Annotated in this window: 21 protein-coding genes; 14 read left to right on the top strand and 7 right to left on the bottom strand. The window is 63.5% G+C overall.

The window, feature by feature from the left end:
- Window positions 1-83: 83 nt before the first annotated feature.
- Window positions 84-2,027, top strand: coding sequence for a cytochrome c/FTR1 family iron permease (locus APH35_RS04150; protein ID WP_060514247.1), 1,944 nt, complete (start codon window positions 84-86; stop codon window positions 2,025-2,027).
- A gap of 37 nt (window positions 2,028-2,064) precedes the next feature.
- Here the strand turns inward: APH35_RS04150 and APH35_RS04145 are convergent, their stop codons facing one another.
- Complete coding sequence (locus APH35_RS04145; RefSeq protein WP_012269989.1) at window positions 2,065-2,310, bottom strand: TIGR02647 family protein; 246 nt, start codon at window positions 2,308-2,310, stop codon at window positions 2,065-2,067.
- 69 nt (window positions 2,311-2,379) lie between these two features.
- Window positions 2,380-2,679: a hypothetical protein gene (locus tag APH35_RS04140; protein WP_012269990.1), complete on the bottom strand. Its 300-nt coding sequence runs from the start codon at window positions 2,677-2,679 to the stop codon at window positions 2,380-2,382.
- Window positions 2,680-2,827: 148 nt separating this feature from the next.
- On the opposite strand from APH35_RS04140, the gene APH35_RS04135 reads away from it, so the two are divergent.
- Complete coding sequence (locus tag APH35_RS04135) at window positions 2,828-3,490, top strand: glutathione S-transferase (RefSeq protein WP_060493611.1); 663 nt, start codon at window positions 2,828-2,830, stop codon at window positions 3,488-3,490.
- A 34-nt stretch (window positions 3,491-3,524) separates the two neighbouring features.
- Here APH35_RS04135 and argH read toward each other — a convergent pair whose 3' ends face one another.
- Window positions 3,525-4,919, bottom strand: a complete 1,395-nt coding sequence (argH, locus tag APH35_RS04130; protein WP_060514246.1) for an argininosuccinate lyase — start codon at window positions 4,917-4,919, stop codon at window positions 3,525-3,527.
- A gap of 296 nt (window positions 4,920-5,215) precedes the next feature.
- Between argH and APH35_RS04125 the strand changes: the two genes are divergently transcribed.
- From APH35_RS04125 to APH35_RS04095, 7 genes are all read left to right on the top strand, one after another.
- Window positions 5,216-5,959 carry a LytR/AlgR family response regulator transcription factor gene (locus tag APH35_RS04125; protein ID WP_012269993.1) on the top strand — a complete coding sequence of 248 codons (744 nt, stop codon included), beginning with the start codon at window positions 5,216-5,218 and terminating at the stop codon, window positions 5,957-5,959.
- A 175-nt stretch (window positions 5,960-6,134) separates the two neighbouring features.
- Window positions 6,135-7,076 (top strand): hydroxymethylbilane synthase, encoded by a 942-nt coding sequence (gene hemC, locus APH35_RS04120; RefSeq protein WP_060514245.1) that lies wholly within the window; start codon window positions 6,135-6,137, stop codon window positions 7,074-7,076.
- The gene (locus tag APH35_RS29240; RefSeq protein WP_012269995.1) at window positions 7,073-7,840 is read left to right on the top strand and encodes a uroporphyrinogen-III synthase; all 768 of its coding nucleotides are present in this window, start codon (window positions 7,073-7,075) and stop codon (window positions 7,838-7,840) included. Before hemC ends, APH35_RS29240 begins: the two co-directional genes overlap by 4 nt.
- Before the next feature lie 45 nt (window positions 7,841-7,885).
- Complete coding sequence (locus APH35_RS29235; protein WP_012269996.1) at window positions 7,886-8,986, top strand: uroporphyrinogen-III C-methyltransferase; 1,101 nt, start codon at window positions 7,886-7,888, stop codon at window positions 8,984-8,986.
- On the top strand, window positions 8,983-10,221 hold the full coding sequence (locus APH35_RS04105) for a heme biosynthesis protein HemY (protein ID WP_012269997.1): 1,239 nt from the start codon (window positions 8,983-8,985) through the stop codon (window positions 10,219-10,221). The genes APH35_RS29235 and APH35_RS04105 overlap by 4 nt, the downstream gene beginning before the upstream one ends.
- A 221-nt stretch (window positions 10,222-10,442) precedes the next feature.
- Window positions 10,443-10,949, top strand: a complete 507-nt coding sequence (locus tag APH35_RS04100; protein ID WP_012269998.1) for a disulfide bond formation protein B — start codon at window positions 10,443-10,445, stop codon at window positions 10,947-10,949.
- 231 nt (window positions 10,950-11,180) lie between these two features.
- Window positions 11,181-11,651: an Rsd/AlgQ family anti-sigma factor gene (locus APH35_RS04095; RefSeq protein ID WP_012269999.1), complete on the top strand. Its 471-nt coding sequence runs from the start codon at window positions 11,181-11,183 to the stop codon at window positions 11,649-11,651.
- A 9-nt stretch (window positions 11,652-11,660) separates the two neighbouring features.
- On the opposite strand, the gene APH35_RS04090 is transcribed toward APH35_RS04095, so the two are convergent.
- On the bottom strand, window positions 11,661-12,299 hold the full coding sequence (locus tag APH35_RS04090; protein WP_012270000.1) for an FKBP-type peptidyl-prolyl cis-trans isomerase: 639 nt from the start codon (window positions 12,297-12,299) through the stop codon (window positions 11,661-11,663).
- 178 nt (window positions 12,300-12,477) lie between these two features.
- Here APH35_RS04090 and APH35_RS04085 point away from each other — a divergent pair, with 178 nt between their 5' ends.
- On the top strand, window positions 12,478-13,545 hold the full coding sequence (locus APH35_RS04085; RefSeq protein ID WP_060514244.1) for an AlgP family protein: 1,068 nt from the start codon (window positions 12,478-12,480) through the stop codon (window positions 13,543-13,545).
- Here APH35_RS04085 and APH35_RS04080 read toward each other — a convergent pair.
- Complete coding sequence (locus APH35_RS04080) at window positions 13,521-14,003, bottom strand: TIGR02444 family protein (protein WP_060493607.1); 483 nt, start codon at window positions 14,001-14,003, stop codon at window positions 13,521-13,523. The genes APH35_RS04085 and APH35_RS04080 overlap by 25 nt on opposite strands.
- Window positions 14,004-14,053: 50 nt before the next feature.
- On the opposite strand from APH35_RS04080, the gene APH35_RS04075 reads away from it, so the two are divergent.
- The 3 genes from APH35_RS04075 to APH35_RS04065 all read left to right on the top strand — a co-directional run bounded on the left by APH35_RS04075 (window position 14,054) and on the right by APH35_RS04065 (window position 17,318).
- Window positions 14,054-15,964: an ATP-binding cassette domain-containing protein gene (locus APH35_RS04075; protein WP_041166349.1), complete on the top strand. Its 1,911-nt coding sequence runs from the start codon at window positions 14,054-14,056 to the stop codon at window positions 15,962-15,964.
- Window positions 15,964-16,551, top strand: coding sequence for a mechanosensitive ion channel family protein (locus APH35_RS04070; protein WP_012270004.1), 588 nt, complete (start codon window positions 15,964-15,966; stop codon window positions 16,549-16,551). Before APH35_RS04075 ends, APH35_RS04070 begins: the two co-directional genes overlap by 1 nt.
- A 134-nt stretch (window positions 16,552-16,685) precedes the next feature.
- Window positions 16,686-17,318, top strand: a complete 633-nt coding sequence (locus tag APH35_RS04065) for a LysE family transporter (RefSeq protein WP_060514243.1) — start codon at window positions 16,686-16,688, stop codon at window positions 17,316-17,318.
- Between the two features lie 59 nt (window positions 17,319-17,377).
- Here APH35_RS04065 and APH35_RS04060 read toward each other — a convergent pair whose 3' ends face one another.
- Both APH35_RS04060 and APH35_RS04055 read right to left on the bottom strand, forming a co-directional pair.
- Window positions 17,378-18,133: a slipin family protein gene (locus tag APH35_RS04060; protein ID WP_060514242.1), complete on the bottom strand. Its 756-nt coding sequence runs from the start codon at window positions 18,131-18,133 to the stop codon at window positions 17,378-17,380.
- Window positions 18,134-18,135: 2 nt separating this feature from the next.
- Window positions 18,136-19,479 (bottom strand): NfeD family protein, encoded by a 1,344-nt coding sequence (locus APH35_RS04055; protein ID WP_060514241.1) that lies wholly within the window; start codon window positions 19,477-19,479, stop codon window positions 18,136-18,138.
- A gap of 98 nt (window positions 19,480-19,577) precedes the next feature.
- Between APH35_RS04055 and APH35_RS04050 the strand changes: the two genes are divergently transcribed.
- The gene (locus APH35_RS04050) at window positions 19,578-20,036 is read left to right on the top strand and encodes an aminoacyl-tRNA deacylase (RefSeq protein WP_012270008.1); all 459 of its coding nucleotides are present in this window, start codon (window positions 19,578-19,580) and stop codon (window positions 20,034-20,036) included.
- The last annotated feature ends 53 nt before the right edge of the window (window positions 20,037-20,089 follow it).

Genomic DNA, 20,089 nt, shown 5'->3' with positions numbered 1-20,089 from the left:
ATGCCCCACTTCATCTGATTTGTACCAAGATTTTTCATGAAATCCGCCCTGCACCCTTGAGGGAAGCCAAGTCGGAGTGAACAATGTTCTCTTTCGCATTCCCTTCGAGACTGGCCATGAATACCCGTTCCCGTCTGCTCACCTGGCTGCCGGCTCTATTGCTCGGCCCGGTGCTGGCGCTGTGTAGCACCTTGGCGCTGGCCGAGTCGCCCGCCGAGGCCGCAAAAGCCTTGCACCTGCTGGACTACATTGGCGCCGATTACCCACCGACCGTTCAAGAAGGCAAGGTGATCGACGAGGGTGAATACCGTGAGCAACAGGAGTTTGGCGCGGTATTGGGCGACCTGGTCAAAGGCCTTCCCGCAAATGCCGAGCAAGCGGCACTGGAGCAGGGCGTCCAGGCATTGCGCCAGGCCATCGATCAGCGCCAAGAGGGCACAGCGGTCGCCAAGCAGGCCCGCCAGCTGGGCGCGCGCCTGGCTGTAGCCTACGAGGTCAGTCAGGCCCCGGTGATCACCCCGGACCCCGCCCGTGGCGCGGCGCTGTATGCGCAAAACTGCGCCATCTGCCACGGTGACACGGGGGCTGGCGACGGACCGGCTGGCGTGGGCCTGGAGCCTGCCCCAGCCAACTTGCGTGATGCGGCACGCCTCGACCAGTTGAGCTTGTTCGACCTGTACAACACACTGGCCCTGGGCATCGACGGCACCGAAATGCCGTCCTTTGCCGACCAGTTGGACGACCGCCAGCGCTGGGATGTGGCCGCTTATATCGCCAGCTTCACCGCCAAGCCAGAAGCTGGCAAAGGTGACAAGACCTGGAACATCGCCGACCTGGCCCGCCAGACCCCGGCTGAGGTCGCTGCCAATGAAGGCGCGGCGGTGCTGGAAGCATTCCGCGCGCAGCGTGCCCAGCCGCCGCAGGTCAAACGTGGCCCGGCGCAACTGCTCGAATACACCGCCAGCACGCTGGACAAGAGCCTGGCGGCCTACCGCGCAGGTGACCATGACCAGGCCTATGACCTGTCGGTGGCGGCCTACCTGGAAGGTTTCGAGTTGGTGGAAAGCTCACTGGACAATATCGACACCCAGGCGCGCAAGGACACCGAAAAATCCCTCATGGCCTACCGCCAATCGCTGCAGGACGGGTTGCCCGTGGCTCAGGCCGAGCAACGGCTGGCCGAAGCCAGGCGCAAGCTGGACCAGGCCGCCAAGCTGTTGGGCAGCGATGGCCTGAGCTGGTCGCTTAGCTATATCTCCGGTTTGCTGATCCTGTTGCGCGAAGGGCTGGAAGCGATTCTGGTGCTGGCGGCAATTCTGGCCTTCCTGCGTAACACCGGGCAGCAGTCGGCGGTACGCAGCGTCAACATAGGCTGGGGCCTGGCGCTGGTTGCCGGCTTCGCCACCTGGGCGCTGGCGGCCTATGTGATCGATGTGGGTGGGGCTCAGCGCGAGCTGCTGGAAGGCTGCACGGCCTTGTTCGCTGCGGTGATGGTGTTGTGGCTAGGGGTATGGATGCACGACCGTCGACACGCCGCTGCCTGGCAGAACTACATCAAGAGCAGCCTGGTTAGCGGCGGCGGGCGTTTCGGCTTCGCCCTGCTGGCGTTTTTCTCGGTGTACCGCGAACTGTTCGAAGTGATCCTGTTCTACGAAACCCTGTGGTTGCAGGCAGGCCCTGCTGGGCATCAGGCTGTGCTGGCGGGTGGCGCCACGGCACTGGTGCTGTTGGTGGGCTTGGCGTGGGTGATTCTGCGTGGCTCTGCGAAGCTGCCGCTTTCGCTGTTCTTCAGCATCAACGCCGCGCTGCTGTGCGCGCTGTCGGTGGTGTTCGCCGGGCATGGTGTGAAGGCGCTGCAAGAGGCCGGGGTGCTGGGCACGCGGCCGGTAGCGTTCTTCGAGTTCGACTGGTTGGGGATTCATGCCGACGCCTACTCGTTGTCGGCGCAGGCGGTGGCCTTGTTGGCCATCGTGTTCCTGTACGGGCGTTCGCGTCTGGCGGAAAAGCGCAGGGCAACTGCAAACTGAGCGAGGGGCTGCATGGCAGCCCCTTTTCAATCTCGGCTCAGGCCGGCTGTGGCGCCTTGAGAATGTTCTGCAGCAATTGCACGCTTTCAACGGCGTCATGACCCAGGCTGGTCAGGTAGCCGCCATCAGGTTGATCGGTCAGCCCCTTTTCATGCAGGCGTTGCGCTGCCGCGATCAGGGCAGGGGCGGCGGTACTGTTAATCTTGATGCCTTCCTGGCTGCTGTCGTGTTTGAACAGCGCGAGTACTTCCAGTTCGTCGATCAGATCGGGGGTAAAAGGCATGGCAGCTCCTGACTTCCAGACAAGGATGGCGGCACCGTCAGCGGTGCCTGATCTTCGAGTGTAGTCGGGTTATTCGTCCTCGCCTTGATCCATCTCAGGCGGCAGCTCCGGCAGCGCCCGCAAAGCGTTTTCATACCACTCGCCGTTGAACGCGCGGTCCTCTACCAGCATGTTGTCGATCTCGAAGGCCAGCACATGGGCCATCAGGTTGAGAATGTCTTCACGCTCATAGCCGACCAGGGTCAGCTTGTTGTAAGTGGCTTTGGCCGCTGGCGGTTCGCCGCTTTCGATCTGGTTTTCGATGGCCTGGGTCAGCGTTGCCTCGGCGAAGGCTTCGTCGTCATTGTCGAGGTCGGTGGGCTCGCTCATGGCGGTACTCCTGTGATGGGATACGACAGTGTGCCACGCCCGTGGCGGCAATGCCTGGGCATTGATGGGGTGCATGACGCTAGTCAGGGGCGGGCGTACGGTCTATAAAAGCCGGGCCAACCCCTTACGGCCTGGAGGCTGTTACCTCATGCTCAAGCTTTATGGATTCTCGGTCAGCAACTACTACAACATGGTCAAACTGGCCCTGCTGGAAAAAGGCCTGCCCTTCGAGGAAGTCACATTCTATGGCGGCCAGGCGCCACAGGCACTGAAAGTGAGCCCACGTGGCAAGGTGCCGGTGCTTGAAACCGAACATGGCTTCCTCAGCGAAACCAGTGTGATCCTCGACTACATCGAGCAGACCCAGGGGGGCAAGGCGCTGTTGCCGGCCGACCCATTCGGGCAGGCCAAGGTGCGTGAGCTACGCAAGGAAATCGAGTTGTATATCGAACTGCCGGCACGAACCTGCTATGCCGAGGCGTTCTTTGGCATGTCGGTGGAGCCACTGATCAAGGAGAAAGCCCGTGCCGACCTGCTGGCTGGCTTTGCCACCCTCAAACGCAATGGGCGTTTCGCACCTTATGTAGCGGGTGAGCAACTGACGCTGGCAGACCTGATGTTCTGCTTCTCGGTCGACCTGGCGTATGCCGTGGGCAAGAAGGTGCTGAACATCGACTTCCTGGCGGACTTCCCGCAGGCCAAGGCGTTACTGCAGCTGATGAGCGAGAACCCGCACATGGCGCGGGTCGTGGCGGACAAAGAGGCGGCGATGCCGGCCTTCATGGAGATGATTCGTAGCGGTAAACGCTAACGGCCGGGGGCCGCAAAGCGGCCCCAGGCTCTGATCAGCGCGAAGCCAGCAGCACCTTGCCGCGAACCACCGCCGCACGCACTTGCGCCGGCGCCGTACCACCAATGTGGTTACGGGCATTCACCGAGCCTTCCAGAGTGAGCACGGCAAACACGTCTTGCTCGATCTGGTCGCTGAACTGGCGCAGTTCTTCCAGGCTCATCTCGGCCAGGTCCTTGCCGGTGTCCACACCATACTTCACCGCGTGGCCAACGATTTCGTGGCAGTCACGGAACGGCAGGCCACGGCGTACCAGGTAGTCGGCCAGGTCGGTGGCGGTGGAGAAGCCGCGCAGGGCCGCTTCACGCATGATGGCGTGCTTGGGCTTGATCGCCGGGATCATGTCGGCAAAGGCACGCAGCGAGTCGCGCAGGGTGTCGGCGGCGTCGAACAGCGGTTCCTTGTCTTCCTGGTTGTCCTTGTTGTAGGCCAACGGCTGGCCTTTCATCAGGGTCAGCAGGCCGGTCAAAGCGCCAAACACGCGGCCGGTCTTGCCGCGCACCAGCTCTGGCACGTCCGGGTTCTTTTTCTGCGGCATGATCGAGCTGCCGGTGCAGAAGCGGTCGGGCAGGTCGATGAACTGGAACTGCGCGCTGGTCCACAGCACCAGCTCTTCGGAGAAGCGCGACAGGTGCATCATCGCCACGCTGGCAGCAGCGCAGAATTCGATGGCGAAGTCACGGTCCGACACGCCGTCCAGCGAGTTGCCGGCCACGGCTTCGAAGCCCAGCAGCTTGCAGGTGAGCTCGCGGTCGATCGGGTAGGTGGTGCCAGCCAACGCCGCGCTGCCCAGTGGCATGCGATTGGCGCGCTTGCGGCAGTCGACCAGGCGCTCGTAGTCGCGGCTGAGCATTTCGAACCAGGCCAGCAGGTGGTGGCCGAAGGTGACCGGCTGCGCGGTTTGCAGGTGAGTGAAGCCGGGCATGATGGTTTCGGCTTCGCGCTCGGCCTGCTCCAGCAGGCCCTGCTGCAGGCGGGTTATTTCGGCCAGGATCAGGTCGATTTCGTCGCGCAGCCACAGGCGGATGTCGGTGGCCACCTGGTCGTTGCGGCTACGGCCTGTGTGCAGCTTCTTACCGGTGATGCCGATGCGGTCAGTCAGGCGTGCTTCGATGTTCATGTGCACGTCTTCGAGGTCGACGCGCCAGTCGAAGTTACCGGCTTCGATCTCGCCCTGGATGGTTTTCAGGCCATCGATGATGGTGTCGCGCTCGGCATCGCTGAGCACGCCGACCTGCGCCAGCATGGTGGCATGGGCGATCGAACCCATGATGTCGTGGCGGTACAGGCGCTTGTCGAAATCGACCGAGGCGGTGAAACGGGCGACGAAGGCGTCGACGGGCTCACTGAAGCGGCCGCCCCAGGACTGATTGGTCTTGTCGGTGCTCATGGATTCACTCATTGCAGGCGTGAACGAAAAAGTGGCGCCGATAATAGCAGGGTTGGGCTGGCTGCCGCAGGGCGCCGGTCGAGAGAAATGCCCGGAAAATGGCAGAGAAGGATTTTAAGGAATGAACGGCAGTGTTCCACGGACCGTCTACAGTTGGACAAGGGACTGGCGGTGAATCTGCCGTCCGAGTGAATCTTTGGCCATCGCACCGGTCTAGAGCGTGACCGCAGTGTCGCTCGAACCACACCTGTCTACGCTATACCTGTGCGAGACTCATTCAGGAATCCAGCGCAATTATGAATGTCCTGATCGTTGATGACGAACCCCAAGGCCGTGAACGCCTCACCCGGCTGCTCGGCGAACTGGAGGGTTACACCGTGCTGGAGCCCAGCGCCACCAACGGCGAGGAGGCCCTGGCGCTGATCGAAAGCCTCAAGCCCGATGTGGTCCTGCTGGACATCGGCATGCCAGGCCTGGATGGCCTGCAGGTCGCCGCTCGCCTGTGCGAACGCGAGGCGCCGCCGGCGGTGGTGTTTTGCACCGGGGACGATGAATACGGTGCCGAGGCATTCAAGGACAGTACCCTCAGCCATGTGACCAAGCCTTTCCAGCCCCAGGCGTTGCGCGATGCCTTGCGCAAGGCCGAAAAACCCAACCGTGCCCAATTGGCGGCGCTTACCCGGCCAGCCAACGAAGGTGGTGGCCCACGCAGCCACATCAGTGCCCGTACACGTAAAGGCATCGAATTGATCCCTATACCCCAGGTGATCTATTTCATCGCCGACCACAAGTACGTGACCTTGCGCCACGAAGCCGGGGAAGTACTGCTCGATGAGCCACTCAAGGCCCTGGAAGACGAGTTTGGCGAACGCTTCGTGCGCATCCACCGCAATGCGTTGGTCGCCCGCGAGCGCATCGAACGCCTGCAGCGCACCCCGCTGGGGCACTTTCAGCTGTACCTGAAAGGCCTGGACGGCGACGCCCTGACCGTCAGCCGCCGGCATGTGGCTGGGGTGCGCAAGATGATGCAGACGCTCTGAGGCCGTCTGCGCAAACCTGTGGCCTGGTTCTGCCCTTGTGGGAGCGGCCTTGTGTCGCGAAAGGGCCGCAAGGCCGCTTTCACACAAAGCCGCACATGACCTGTTGATCCGTATCTGCAAGCGATACCGGCGATGCTGTTATCATCGGTGGTATTTCTCTGGATCGGGGCGTTCCATGTCCACTCGCGAAATCCGCATTGCCACCCGTAAAAGTGCCTTGGCCCTGTGGCAGGCCGAATACGTCAAAGCCCGTCTCGAGCAGGCTCACCCGGGTCTGCTGGTGACCCTGGTGCCCATGGTCAGCCGTGGTGACAAGCTACTCGACGCGCCGCTGGCGAAAATCGGCGGCAAAGGCCTGTTCGTCAAGGAGCTGGAAACCGCCCTGCTGGACAACGAAGCCGACATCGCCGTGCATTCGATGAAGGACGTGCCCATGGACTTCCCCGAAGGCCTGGGCCTGTACTGCATCTGCGAGCGTGAAGACCCGCGTGACGCCTTCGTTTCCAATACGTTCGACAGCCTCGAAGCACTACCTGCCGGCAGCATCGTCGGCACCTCCAGCCTGCGCCGCCAGGCCCAGCTGCTGGCGCGCCGGCCAGACCTGCAAATCCGCTTTCTGCGGGGCAACGTCAACACCCGCCTGGCCAAGCTGGATGCCGGCGAGTACGACGCCATCATCCTCGCCGCCGCAGGCCTGATCCGTCTGGGCTTCGAAGACCGCATCACCTTCACCATCAGCGTCGATGACAGCCTGCCGGCTGGCGGCCAGGGCGCCGTGGGTATCGAGTGCCGCAGTGCCGACGTTGAGACTCATGCATTGCTGGCGCCACTGCACCATGCCGATACCGCCGACCGGGTGGTGGCCGAACGTGCCCTGAACAAGCACCTGAATGGCGGCTGCCAGGTGCCGATCGCCTGCTATGCGGTGCTTGAAGGCGACCAGCTGTGGCTGCGTGGCCTGGTCGGCCAGCCGAGTGGCGGAACGCTGCTGGTGGCCGATGCCCGCGCCCCTCGCACTGCTGCCGAAACCTTGGGCGTACAGGTAGCCGAGGACTTACTGAGCCAGGGCGCCGAGGCCATCCTCAAGGAAGTCTATGGCGAGGCCGGCCACCCGTGAGCCAATGGCGCCTGTTGCTGACCCGGCCTGCCGAGGACTGCGCGGCACTGGCGCAAAGCCTGGCGGAGGAGGGCGTGGGCAGCAGTTGCCTGCCACTGCTGGCGATTGAGCCCGTTACGTTAGAGACCCCGCAGCGATTGTTACTGGAAGGCCTGCACGGCTTCCAGGCAATCATCGTGGTTAGCAAGCCGGCCGCCCGCCTGTTGCTTGAGCAACTGGCCAAGGCCAGCCTTCAGCCGCCACGCCAAGGCTGGTTCACGGTGGGCGAGGCAACCGCTGCGGTGCTGCAGGGGGCGGGGTTGGAGGTGAGCGCTCCGCCGCGTGGCGATGACAGCGAAGCCTTGCTGGCGCTGCCGGCCCTGCGCCAGGCAGTTGCCGCGCCGGCACCGCGTGTGTTGATCGTTCGCGGCGTCGGAGGTCGCGAACTGCTGGCAGAGCGTCTTGCAGAGCAAGGTGCTAGTGTCGAATATCTGGAACTGTATCGTCGCTGCCTGCCGGTATACCCGGCGGGTACGCTGATGCGCCGCATCGAAGCGGAACGCCTCAATGGCCTGGTGGTCAGCAGTGGGCAGGGTTTTGAACATTTGCAGCAGCTGGCCGGTGCGGATTGGCCGCAGCTGGCACGCCTGCCGCTGTTCGTGCCCAGCCCACGGGTCGCCGAGCAGGCCAGGGCCGCCGGGGCCCAACAGGTTGTGGATTGCCGTGGCGCCAGTGCCACGGCCTTGCTGGCAGCCGTGCAGCGTAGCGCTGCACCTGCCTCTTAAGGCGCTAAGCTGTACGCGATGCGCCCCCATGCAAAGGATGGATACGTGAGCGAGACTGTCTTGTCCAATAACGATCAGCCGTCGGCACAGACGCCGGCGGAACCCGTTACCGCCCCACCTGCCAAGCGCTCCGGCAGTGGCCTGGCAGCGCTGGCCCTGTTGCTTGGCGCGGCCGGGGTGGCGGTAGGTGGCTGGGGTGTCTGGCAGGTGCGTCAACTGCAAGGCAGCGAGTTCAACCAGGGCCAGCACATCGAGGCGCTGACCCAGCGCGCCGAAGCCCTGCAGCAGCGCGAACAGCAGATCAGCGCGCAACTGGCCAGCTTGCCTGCAGCCAGCGAGCTGGAAGACCGCCGACGCCTGGTGGCGCAATTGCAGGGCGACCAGCAGCGCCTCAGCCAGCGCCTGGAAACCGTGCTGGGAGAAAGCCGCAAGGAGTGGCGCCTGGCAGAAGCCGAGCACCTCTTGCGCCTGGCTACCCTGCGCCTTTCGGCCTTGCAGGACATCACCAGTGCCAAAGCCTTGGTCGAAGGCGCCGACGAAATTCTGCGCGAGCAGAGCGACCCGGGTGCTTTCGCCGCCCGGGAGCAACTGGCACGCAGCCTGGCCACGCTCGGCAGCACCCAGCAACCGGACCGTACTGGCCTGTTCCTGAAACTGGCAGCACAGCGTGAGCTGGTACAGCAGCTAAGCGCCCAGTCGCCCGAATTCGACACCAATGCCGATGCGCTTGGCGCCCTGACCGCCGATGGTGATGGTGCCAGCCGGCTGTCGCAGTGGTGGGCAGAAATCTCCAAGTACTTCCAGATCGACTTCAACGCCGATGAAAACGTGCGGCCACTGCTGGCCGGGCAGCAGCTGAACCAGCTGCGCCTGGCCCTGAGCCTGACCATCGAACAGGCCCAGTGGGCGGCGCTCAATGGTGACGCCAAGGTCTACACACAGGCGCTGGATGATGCCCGCAGCGTGCTGCTGGCGAACTTCAACGCCGACAACCCGCAAAGCAAGGCCATGCTCGACAGCCTCAATGCGTTGGCCGATCAGCCCGTGTCCGTGGTTACCCCCGACCTCAGCGAAAGCCTGGCGGCAGTGCAGGCCTACATTCAGCGGCGTCATCTGCCGGCCGAGGCTGAAGGGGGCAAGCCATGAAGCGTGTCTACCTGCTGGCCGTGCTGGCAATCGTGGTTGCCGCCGCGCTGGGCATCGCAGTCGCCAAGCACAGCGGCTACGTGCTGATTTCCTATGGTGGTTTCCGCTATCAATCGGGGCTGTGGGCGGCCCTGGCCGGCTTGCTGGCCGTGGTCGCGCTGTTGTGGCTGTTGCGCTACCTGGTCGGCCTGGTGCTGACCTCCAGCGGTGTGGTCAACCCGTGGTCGCGGCGTAACCGCAGCCGGCGCATCCGCGTGGCCATCGAGCAGGGCCAGCTCGATCTCGCCGAGGGTCGCTGGGCCAGCGCTCAGCGTCACCTGCACCGCGCCGCCGAGGCCGAGCGCCAACCGCTGCTGTATTACCTCGGTGCCGCGCGTGCTGCCAACGAGCAAGGCCGCACCGAAGACAGCGACAACCTGCTGGAGCGTGCCTTGGAGCGCCAGCCGCAAGCGGAACTGGCCATTGCCCTGACCCATGCCCAGTTGCAAATGGACCGTGGTGAAACCGATGGGGCTCTGGAAACCCTGCTGGCCATGCAGGAGCGCCACCCGCACAACAGCCAGGTGTTGCGCCTGCTGCAACGCCTGTACCTGGAGCGCGGCGACTGGTCCGCACTGATCCGCCTGCTGCCCGACCTGCGCAAGGGCAAGGTGTTGCCGCCCGCCGAGCTGGCCGCCCTGGAGCAGCGTGCCTGGGGCCAGAACCTGAGCCTGGCCACCACCCGTGGCGAGGACGCGCAAACTGCACGTCAGGCCCTGGAGCGCGCCTGGCAACAGCTGACCGCAGCCCAGCGCCAGGAGCCACAGCTGGTGTTGGCGTACGCCGAGCAATTGCGCCAGGTAGGTGCCCAGAGCGAGGCCGAGCACGTGCTGCGCACTGCCCTCAAGCGCGAATACGAAAGCCACCTGGCCCGCCTTTATGGCTTGGTGCGCGGTGATGATCCGGCGCGTCAGCTGCAAACCGCAGAAGGTTGGCTCAAGGCCCACCCGCAAGACGCCAGCCTGCTGCTGACCTTGGGCCGTCTGAGCCTGCAGAACCGCCTGTGGGGCAAGGCGCGTGATTACCTGGAAAGCAGCCTGCGCATGGAGCGCAACCCCGAGGCCTGTGCCGAGCTGGCTCGCTTGCTCGCGGGGCTGGGCGAGACCGAGCGCAGCAACCAGCTGTTCCAGGAGGGCCTTGGCCTGCTGGACGAACGCCTGCTGGCGCTGCCTTTGCCCGAAGGCGTACGCGCCTGACCCACCCCAAGGCCCGCGCCAAGGTGCGGGCTTCGGGAGCGGGTAATTTATCGATTGCTGTCAGTTAGATCCGTAGTCCATTCCTTCCGGCGCTTCCCACTCCATCGCTGGAAATTTCCTACGCGATTCAGCGACTTGTCGCTGCTGTCGTGCCTTGAAACAAAGCGTGTCTTTCCTCTACCGTTTCAAACCACAACATCTCCCCGGGACTTACCCAGCCCATGCTTCCGGCCCATTTGCGCACCCTTTTTCTTCCTGCCTGCCTGGCTGCAATGGCGGTACTGGTTGTTTCATTCCACCTGGAAAACACACTGGGGTTGGTGCCTTGCCCCTTGTGCTTCAGCCAGCGGTTACTGCTTGGCCTTTACGCGCTGCTGTGCCTCGCGGCGGTGCTGCAGGCACCGGGCACGCGGGGCACCCTTCGTTATGCGCGGGTGGCGCTGGGCTGCTCGCTGGCCGGCGCGGTGCTGGCCGCGCGGCATGTCTGGTTGCAGGGCGCTCATGGGGTCATCCATATGTGCCCGGCGCCGATCGGGCGGGTGTTCGAGCACTCCTGGGCCGAGGCGGCGCGGCAACTGTTGCTGGGGGGGCCCGATTGCAGCTCGCTTACCTGGAGCTTTCTCGACCTGACACTGCCGGAGTGGAGCCTGTTGGCCTTCCTGCTGCTGGCGGTGCTGCCCTTGAGTTGCCTGCTGGCGTATCGTTTCCGCACCCTGGCAAGAACATGACCTGGCGCAAGGTTGCGCCATTAGCGCGACCAATGGCGATATAACAGTGTATTAAACACTTGTATGAACTTTGTGTGCTGCGTACCTTGAAGGCCAGCACGCGCGGGAATAATCTCCCAGCACGCATACCGAAAACACAACTGCTCGATGCCGTCCTGCTGATGACACCTTTGTGCTGCGCGGTCGTGGTGCGAGGTGCAGCGGCATCTACCCAGAAGGGAAGAGATCGCCATGCTCGATAGTTGTCAGAACGCCCAGGAACGCTGGGGTGGGGTTCACAAGCTGATCGACCGTTGGCTGGAGGAGCGCCAGGAACTGGTGCAGGCTTTTCGCGCCCTGCGCGATGTGAAGCCAGCCTTTGCCGACAAGGACACCAACGGGGACTTTTGCGCGCTCCTGGTCGATTACGTTTCGGCGTGGCACTTCGAAGTCTGCGAGCAATTGGCCAGCGAGGCCAAGGCTTTCGGGGACGAGAAGGCGCTGAAGCTGGCCGAAGAAATCAACCCACGGATCAACGACAGCACACAGATCGCACTGGCCTTCAATGACCATTGCGCCAAGGGTGAGTGCAAGGACACCGAGCGCTTTGCCGAAAAGCTGGCCAAGTTGGGCGGGCTGTTGCATGAGCGCTTCGAACTTGAAGATTGCCTGATCGAGGTGCTGCACAACGCGCACAAGGAAGAAGGTGCGGTGCAGGCCTGAAGGTTGGCGTCAGTCGCCAACCGCCAGCAGTTCGATCTCGAACACCAGGGGGGTGTAGGGGGCAATCAAATCACCCGCCCCCTCGGCGCCATAGGCTTGCGCTGAAGGAATCACCAGGCGCCATTTGGCGCCCGCGTGCATCTTCGGCAAGGCCACCTGCCAGCCCTCGATTACAGAATCCAGGTTGAACCACTGGGGCGTCTGGTTCTGGTCGAACACCGAACCATCAGGCAACCTGCCCACATAACGCACCTGCACCTTGCCGCCTGCTTTTGGCTGCGCACCCGTACCTGCTTGCAGTTCGCTGTAGAGCACACCTTCCGCTAGTTCGTGTACCCCGTAACGCCCACGCTCGTTGGCCATGAAGCGTGTTTCTGCGGCCTGCAGCTTTTGCACCGAGGCGTCACCTTCCTGCGCTTCATGCTGCTGGAGCACCGCCTGCATGCGTGCCTTGTCGAGCTTGAGGGGTTGCCCCTGATAGGACTGCTTCAGGCCTTCGACCAGTGCATCCAGCTGCAAGCCCGGCATCTCCTGACGCAGCCGCTCACCCAAGCTGGCGCCCAGGCTGTAGGCCAGGTCATGGTCGTCGCTGTCGGCCAAGGCGATGGGGGCCAGCAGGCATAAACCTAAAACAAGATATCGAGGCAACGCCTGACTCCCAAATACCAGCAGTGATTAATTCAGCAACTACACTTTCACGCAGCTGCAAGATAACAACTTTGCCCAGGCATGCAACGCGGCGTAAATATTACGGTCAACATGCCCTAGCGGCGGTAGCAGCAGAAGCATAGTATGAGCCGCAATCTCGTCAGCCAGGAGGTAAACCATGTCGGCCAAAAAGAAGCCAGTAAGTACGCCGTTACACCTGCTCCAGCAACTTTCGGGCAGCTTGCTCGAACACTTGGAAGAAGCCTGCTCGCAAGCGCTGGCTGATGCGGAAAAACTGTTGGCCAAGTTGGAAAAACAGCGTGGCAAGGCGCAGGAAAAACTGCACAACGGTCGCCTGAAACTGCAAGACGCGGCCAAGGCGGGTAAAGCCAAGGCGCAAACCAAGGCGCAAAAAGCCATTGGCGAACTTGAACAGTTGCTCGACGCCCTCAAGGAACGTCAAACCCAGACTCGTTCTTACATTCAGCAACTCAAGCGCGACGCCCAGGACAGCCTCAAACTGGCCCAAGGTGTAGGTAAAGTTCGCGAGGCCGCAGCCAAGGCTCTTGACCTGCGTGCTACCAAACCTGCGGCCAAGCCCGCTGCCAAAGCGACTACTGCTGCCAAACCTGCGGCCAAGCCAGCCGTCAAAGCGACAGCTGCTGCCAAACCTGCAGCCAAACCCGCCGCCAAAGCGACCGCTGCTGCCAAACCTGCAGCCAAACCCGCCGCCAAAGCGACCGCTGCTGCCAAACCTGCAGCCAAGCCCGCCGCCAAAGCGACCGCCGCTGCTAAACCTGCAGCCAAGCCCGCCGCCAAAGCGACGGCTGCCGCCAAACCTGCAGCCAAGCCCGCCGCCAAAGCGACCGCTGCCGCCAAACCTGCAGCCAAGCCCGCCGCCAAAGCGACCGCTGCTGCTAAACCTGCAGCCAAGCCCGCCGCCAAAGCGACCGCTGCCGCCAAACCTGCAGCCAAGCCCGCTGCCAAAGTGACTGCTGCTGCCAAATCTGCAGCCAAGCCAGCCGCCAAAGCCCCAGCTGCCAAGCCAGCTACCGCCAAGGCACCTGCACGCACAGCCACCAAGCCAGCCGCCAAGCCTGTTGCCAGCAAGCCAGCCGAAGCCAAACCCGCTACGCCAGCCGGCAGCACCCCGGCCGTTACAACCAACTCGGCGACCCCGGCCACTTCGGCAGCCGCGTCGACACCCGCCAGCACCCCGGCTCAGGCGCCGTCTTCGGCGTCCTGAAGCGCAGCCGCCGCGACGCGCAGTTGATCCAGCGCGTCGTGGTGCCGGGCAGGGGCCGGCGCCAGCCGGGCCAGCCAGTCGTCCGAGGGCTCATGGGAGCCCCCGGGCCACTGTCGCGAGCGTTCCTGCAAGCGCTCCAGCAACGTTTTTTCTGCCTGCAACTCCAACCCCTTCACCTGCTCACGCAACGCAGCCAGTTGCGCATCATGCGACGCTGCCGCCCGCCATTGTTGGCGCAGGCTGCGTAACGGGGCCACCACTTCACGCTGCCAGGGCTCGACAACTTCCTGCAGCGCTTGCGCGCGCTCGTCCAGCATGACCACGCCACGTGCCTGCAGCCAGGTTGCGCACAACAGCAGGCAGACATCGCTACCTTGCGCTTGCAGCTCAAGGCACGCGGCTTCCACGCCAGGCCTGGCATACAGGGCCAGGGCGTAACTCCACAGGTCGTTGTGCATGGTTCCACTCGCGCTATGGGCCGAGGAAGCTGGTAGACTCCGCGACCATCATGATCAGACTATCCAACCTCACTTTACAGCGTGGTCCGCAGCGCTTGCTAGAAGGCGCCGAGATGACCCTGCACGCCGGTCACAAGGCCGGCCTGATCGGCGCCAACGGCGCCGGAAAATCCAGCCTGTTCGCCCTGCTGCGCGGTGAGCTGTCGCCCGATGCCGGTGACTGCCAACTGCCCGGTGACTGGCGCATCGCCCATATGCGCCAGGAGGTCGACACCCTCGACCGCCTGGCCGTGGACTATGTGCTCGACGGCGACGTGCGCCTGCGCAAGGTCCAAGCCGAACTGGCCGCGGCCGAGCAGGCCCACGACGGCACCGCCCTGGCGCGCCTGCACAGTGAACTGGAAAGCGCCGACGGCTACACCGCCGACGCCCGCGCGCGCAAGTTGCTGGCCGGCCTGGGCTTCACCAACGAACAGATGGACCGCCGCGTCGGCGACTTCTCCGGTGGCTGGCGGATGCGCCTGAACCTGGCCCAGGCACTGATGTGCCCGTCCGACCTGCTGTTGCTCGACGAACCCACCAACCACCTCGACCTGGACGCCATCCTGTGGCTGGAAGACTGGCTCAAGGGCTACCCCGGTACGCTGTTGCTGATCTCCCACGACCGTGACTTCCTCGATGCCGTGGTCGACCATGTGCTGCACGTCGAGCAGCGCAAGTTGAACCTGTACAAAGGCGGCTACACCGCCTTCGAGCGCACCCGTGCCGAACGCCTGGCGCAGCAGCAGCAGGCCTACGAAAAGCAGCAGGCGCAGCGCGCGCACATGGAAAAGTACATCGCCCGCTTCAAGGCTCAGGCCACCAAGGCCCGCCAGGCGCAAAGCCGGATCAAGGCCCTTGAGCGCATGGAGGAGTTGTCGGCGGCGCATGTCGATTCGCCGTTCGACTTTGTCTTCCGCGAATCGCAGAAAATTTCCAGCCCGTTGCTGAGCCTGTCCGAAGGCTGCCTTGGCTATGGCGACAAGGCCATCCTTGAAAAGGTCAAGCTGCAGCTCACCCCGGGTGCTCGTATTGGCCTGCTCGGCCCCAACGGCGCCGGCAAGTCCACCCTGATCAAGAACCTCGCCGGTGAGCTGGAGCCTTTGTCGGGCCGTTTGGTCCGTGGCGAAAACCTCGCGGTAGGCTACTTCGCCCAGCACCAGCTGGACTCGCTGGATGACAAGGCCAGCCCGCTGCTGCACCTGCAGCGCATCGCCCCCACCGAGCGTGAGCAGACCCTGCGCGACTTCCTTGGCGGCTTCGACTTCCATGGCGCCCGTTGCGACGAGCCAGTGGTGAACTTCTCCGGTGGTGAAAAGGCCCGCCTGGCGTTGGCGCTGATCGCCTGGGAGCGGCCAAACCTGCTGCTGCTTGACGAACCGACCAACCACCTCGACCTGGAAATGCGCCTGGCGCTGACCATGGCCCTGCAGGAGTTTGCCGGTGCCGTGGTGGTGGTGTCCCACGACCGGCATTTGCTCAAGAGCACCACCGACGACTTCCTGCTGGTGGCCGACGGCAAGGTCGATACCTTCGACGGTGACCTGGAAGATTACAGCCGCTGGCTGGTTGAGTACCGCCAGCGCAGCGCGCCGGCCAGTACCGCCCCGGTCAACCCGGACAAGACCGACAAGAAAGCCCAGCGTCAGGCTGCCGCAGCCTTGCGCCAGCAACTGGCACCGCACAAGAAGGCAGCCGACAAGCTGGAAACCGAGCTCAACCAGGTGCACGTGCAACTGGCCGAGATCGAGACCGCGCTGGGTGATGGTGGCCTCTACGAAGCGGCGCGCAAGGACGAATTGCGTGACCTGCTGGCGCGCCAGACCAAGCTCAAGCAACGCGAAGGTGAGCTGGAAGAGGCCTGGATGGAAGCGCTGGAAACCCTCGAAAGCATGCAGGCCGAGCTCGAGGCGTTGTCCTGATGGAAGAACTGCGGTCGCTGCTGCCAGGACAATGGATGGACACCTTCTGGCTGGGCTTGCAGATTCTGTTGATCCTGGTGGCAGCCTTCCTCCTGCAGCGCATCGTTGCTCGCGGGTTGAGCCGCCTGGGCCAGCGTTACCCGCTGCCGCCAGAACTGCTGGTCCCGGTGCGTGGCGGCCTGCGCTGGCTGATAATGGGCAGCGCACTGCTGTTCGTGCTGGAGCGCCTGGGTGTTTCGGCGACCGTGCTGTGGACGGCATTGTCCGGCTTTGTCGCGGTGGCGGCGGTGGCGTTTTTCGCCATGTGGAGCGTGCTGTCCAACCTGCTGTGCGCGGTGCTGATCTTCACGGTCGGGCCGTTTCGCATCGGTGATGTGGTCGAACTGGTCGACACCCTGGACAAGCCGGGCGTGAAAGGCCGGGTGATCGCCATCAACCTGCTGTTTACCACCCTGCTGGAAATGCCCGAAGCGGGTGGGGCCTTGGTGCAGGTGCCCAATAGCCAGTTCTTCCAGAAGTCGGTGCGGCGCTGGCGCGGGGCTGAGGTGCAGACGATGCACAAAGAGCCGGCTGGCGAAGCGGACTGAACCTGTACTTGTGGAGCGTGCTTGCCCGCGAAGAGGTCGGTACAGGCGATAGAAATCCATCAAAAATCGCTGGTTATTTTTTCACCAAAACCTTAGCTTAACGTTTTGCAACAAATGTTCGAGCGAGGTGTGTGATGTCGATGGAAGTATGGTTGGGCTTCTTTGCCGCCTGTTGGGTGATCAGCCTTTCACCCGGTGCCGGGGCGATTGCCTCGATGTCCAGTGGCCTGCAATATGGTTTCTGGCGTGGTTACTGGAATGCCCTGGGCCTGCAGCTAGGCCTGATCCTGCAGATCGCCATCATCGCTGCCGGCGTCGGTGCCATCCTGGCTGCCTCGGCCACGGCGTTTCAGGTCATCAAATGGTTTGGCGTCGCCTACCTGGTGTACCTGGCGTACAAGCAGTGGCGTGCCTTGCCGATGGACATGACCGATGAATCCGGCGTGCGCCCGATCGGCAAACCGCTGAGCCTGGTCTTCCGTGGCTTCTTGGTCAACGTCAGCAACCCCAAGGCGCTGGTTTTCATGCTGGCGGTGCTGCCGCAGTTCCTCAACCCGCATGCGCCGCTGCTGCCGCAGTATGTGGCGATCACCGTGACCATGGTCTCGGTCGACTTGCTGGTGATGGCGGGGTACACCGGGTTGGCTTCGCGGGTGCTGCGCATGCTGCGGACGCCCAAACAGCAGAAGCGCCTGAACCGCACCTTTGCCGGGTTGTTCATTGGTGCGGCGACCTTCCTTGCCACCCTGCGCCGCGCGCCAATCTGATCGGGCCACGGGGCTGCCTTGCAGCCCACCGCGATACAAGGCCGCTGCTACAGCGGCCTTTATTGTTTCTGCTTGTCCACCAAGCCCTTGAGCAAATCGATCGGCAGCGGGAAGACAATGGTCGAGCTCTTGTCCCCGGCAATCGTCCCCAGCGTCTGCATGTAGCGCAACTGCATCGCCCCCGGCTCCTTGCTCAACATCTGCGCTGCCTGCATCAGTTTTTCCGACGCTTGCAGTTCGCCTTCGGCATGGATCACCTTGGCCCGCCGTTCGCGCTCGGCTTCGGCCTGGCGGGCGATGGCGCGTACCATCGACTCGTTGAGGTCGACGTGCTTGATCTCGACATTGGCCACCTTGATGCCCCAGGCGTCTGTCTGAGCATCCAGCACCTGACGGATGTCCAGGTTCAACTGCTCGCGCTCGGCCAGTAGCTCATCCAATTCATGTTTGCCCAGTACCGCACGCAGTGTGGTCTGGGCCAACTGGCTGGTCGCTACCAAAAAGTCCTCGACCTGGATGATCGCTTTCTGGGGGTCGAGCACGCGAAAGTACAACACCGCGTTGACCTTGACCGAGACGTTGTCGCGGGTGATCACGTCCTGCGGCGGCACATCCAGCACCACCGTGCGCAGGTCGACCCGCACCATTTGCTGGATCACCGGGATCAGCAGGATCAGCCCCGGCCCCTTGACCTGCCAGAAGCGCCCCAGCTGGAACACTACACCGCGTTCGTATTCGCGCAGGATGCGAAACGCCGACAGCAACAGCATCACCAGCACGATCAGCACGGCGCCGAAACCCATTTGCATGAACATGGTCATTCTCCTTGCGCGGCGGCGGCAGCGCTCACTTGCAGCATGACGCCATGGCGCGCGGTTACCCGCACGTTCTGGCCGGCTTGCAGCACTGTTGCGCACTGCGCTTGCCATTGCTCGCCCTGGGCCAGCACAAGGCCACAGAACGGATTGTCTGGCATTACCTGGGTAACGGTGACCAGGCTGCCGACCAGGCCGGCGTCCCCGCTGACCAGTGCCCGTCGGCGGGCCTTGAGGGCCATGCCTAGTACGCCGCCGATCAGTAATGCCGAGAGCAGTACCAGGGTGCCGATCAAGGCCAGCGGGATGCCAAAACCGGGGGCGTCTGTATCGATCAGGATCAATGCGCCGACCACGAAGGCAACGATGCCGCCAAAGCCGACCACGCCGAAACTGGGCAAGAAGGCTTCGGCGATCATGAAGGCAATGCCGAGCAGGATAAGTGCCACGCCGGCGAAACTCACCGGCAATAGCTGCAGGGCGTACAGCGCCATCAGCAGGCAGACGCCGCCGACTACGCCGCCCACCGCAGAGCCAGGGTTCATGAATTCGAACAGCAGGCCGTACACGCCAATCATGATCAGGATCAGCGCCACGCTGGGATTGGTGATCACCGCCAGTACCCGTGTGCGCCAGTCCGGCAGGTGTTCTACCAGGCTTGCGTCTGTGGTGTGCAGTTGCTGAGGCTGGCCGGCGACCATGAACGTTTTGCCGTCGAGTTTGCGCAACAGGTCGGGCAGGTCATCGGCAACCTGGTCGATCACGTTCAGCCGCAACGCCTCGCTGGCCGACAGGCTGACGGCCTCGCGCACAGCCTTCTCCGCCCACTCGGCATTGCGCCCTCGCAGCTGGGCAAGGCCGCGGATGTAGGCCGCGGCATCATTGACCTGCTTGCGTGCCAGGGTTTCCTCTTCGCCGTTTTTGCCCTTGTCGTCCTTGCCCGGGCCTGGCGGACCGCCGATTTGCACCGGTGTGGCGGCGCCCAGGTTGGTGCCAGGAGCCATCGCGGCGACGTGGCTGGCGTAGAGAATGTAAGTACCCGCGCTGGCGGCTCGGGCTCCACTGGGTGCGACGTAGGTGGCGACCGGCACGGGGCTGGCGAGAATCGCCTTGATCATCTGGCGCATGGCGCTGTCCAGCCCGCCAGGGGTATCCATGCGGATAACCACCAGTTGCGCGCGCTGCGCCTGAGCCTGAGCGAGGCTGCGCACCAGGTAGTCGGCGCTGGCCGGGCCGATGGCGTCATCGATGCCCAGCACCCACACTGCACCAGGCGCTGCCTGGCCACCTGGCGTGATGCCAAGCAACAACAGCAGCAACACCCAGCACCAGCTGCGGGCGATCACCTGTCGTCACCTCGTTTGCCTGTATTACACAAGTTTAGCCCTGCCTGCCGCGGCCCGGCCTAAAATTGGAGATTGGGGGGCGAAACCGGAGGTGCATCATGCGTATGGCAAAGACCCTGCAGGCCCGCCTGGACAAGGCCAACTGCGACTACGACATCATTCCCCACCCACATTCGGCCACCAGCCTGGAGTCGGCCCGCACGGCCGGCGTGCCCGCCGAGCGGGTCGCCAAGTCGGTGATGCTCGATGACCGTCATGGCAACTACATCATGGCCGTGCTGCCGGCCAACCGGCATCTGGACATGAGCAAGGTTCGCATGTCCGGGGCTTGGCAACTGACCCGTGAAAGTGGCCTGCCAAGCTTGTTCAATGACTGCGAGCGCGGCGCAGTGCCGGCCCTTGGCGATGCTTACCAGATAAAAATGCTGCTCGACCCGAGCCTAACCCGCCAGGGTGATGTCTACCTGGAGGCGGGTGATCACGATCACTTGATCCACATGAGCATGGAGCAGTACATGAAGCTGGTGCCGCACGCCGAAGTGCGCGAGCTGTGCTGATGTTTTCACACCACTGCCAGGCGGGCGTCGTGGACGGCCTACCTGGCGCTTAG

It is taken from the genome of Pseudomonas sp. NBRC 111132, from assembly GCF_001320565.1.
In the GTDB taxonomy this organism is placed as follows: Bacteria; Pseudomonadota; Gammaproteobacteria; order Pseudomonadales; family Pseudomonadaceae; genus Aquipseudomonas; species Aquipseudomonas putida_P.
This window is presented reverse-complemented; position numbering and strand designations above follow the sequence as displayed.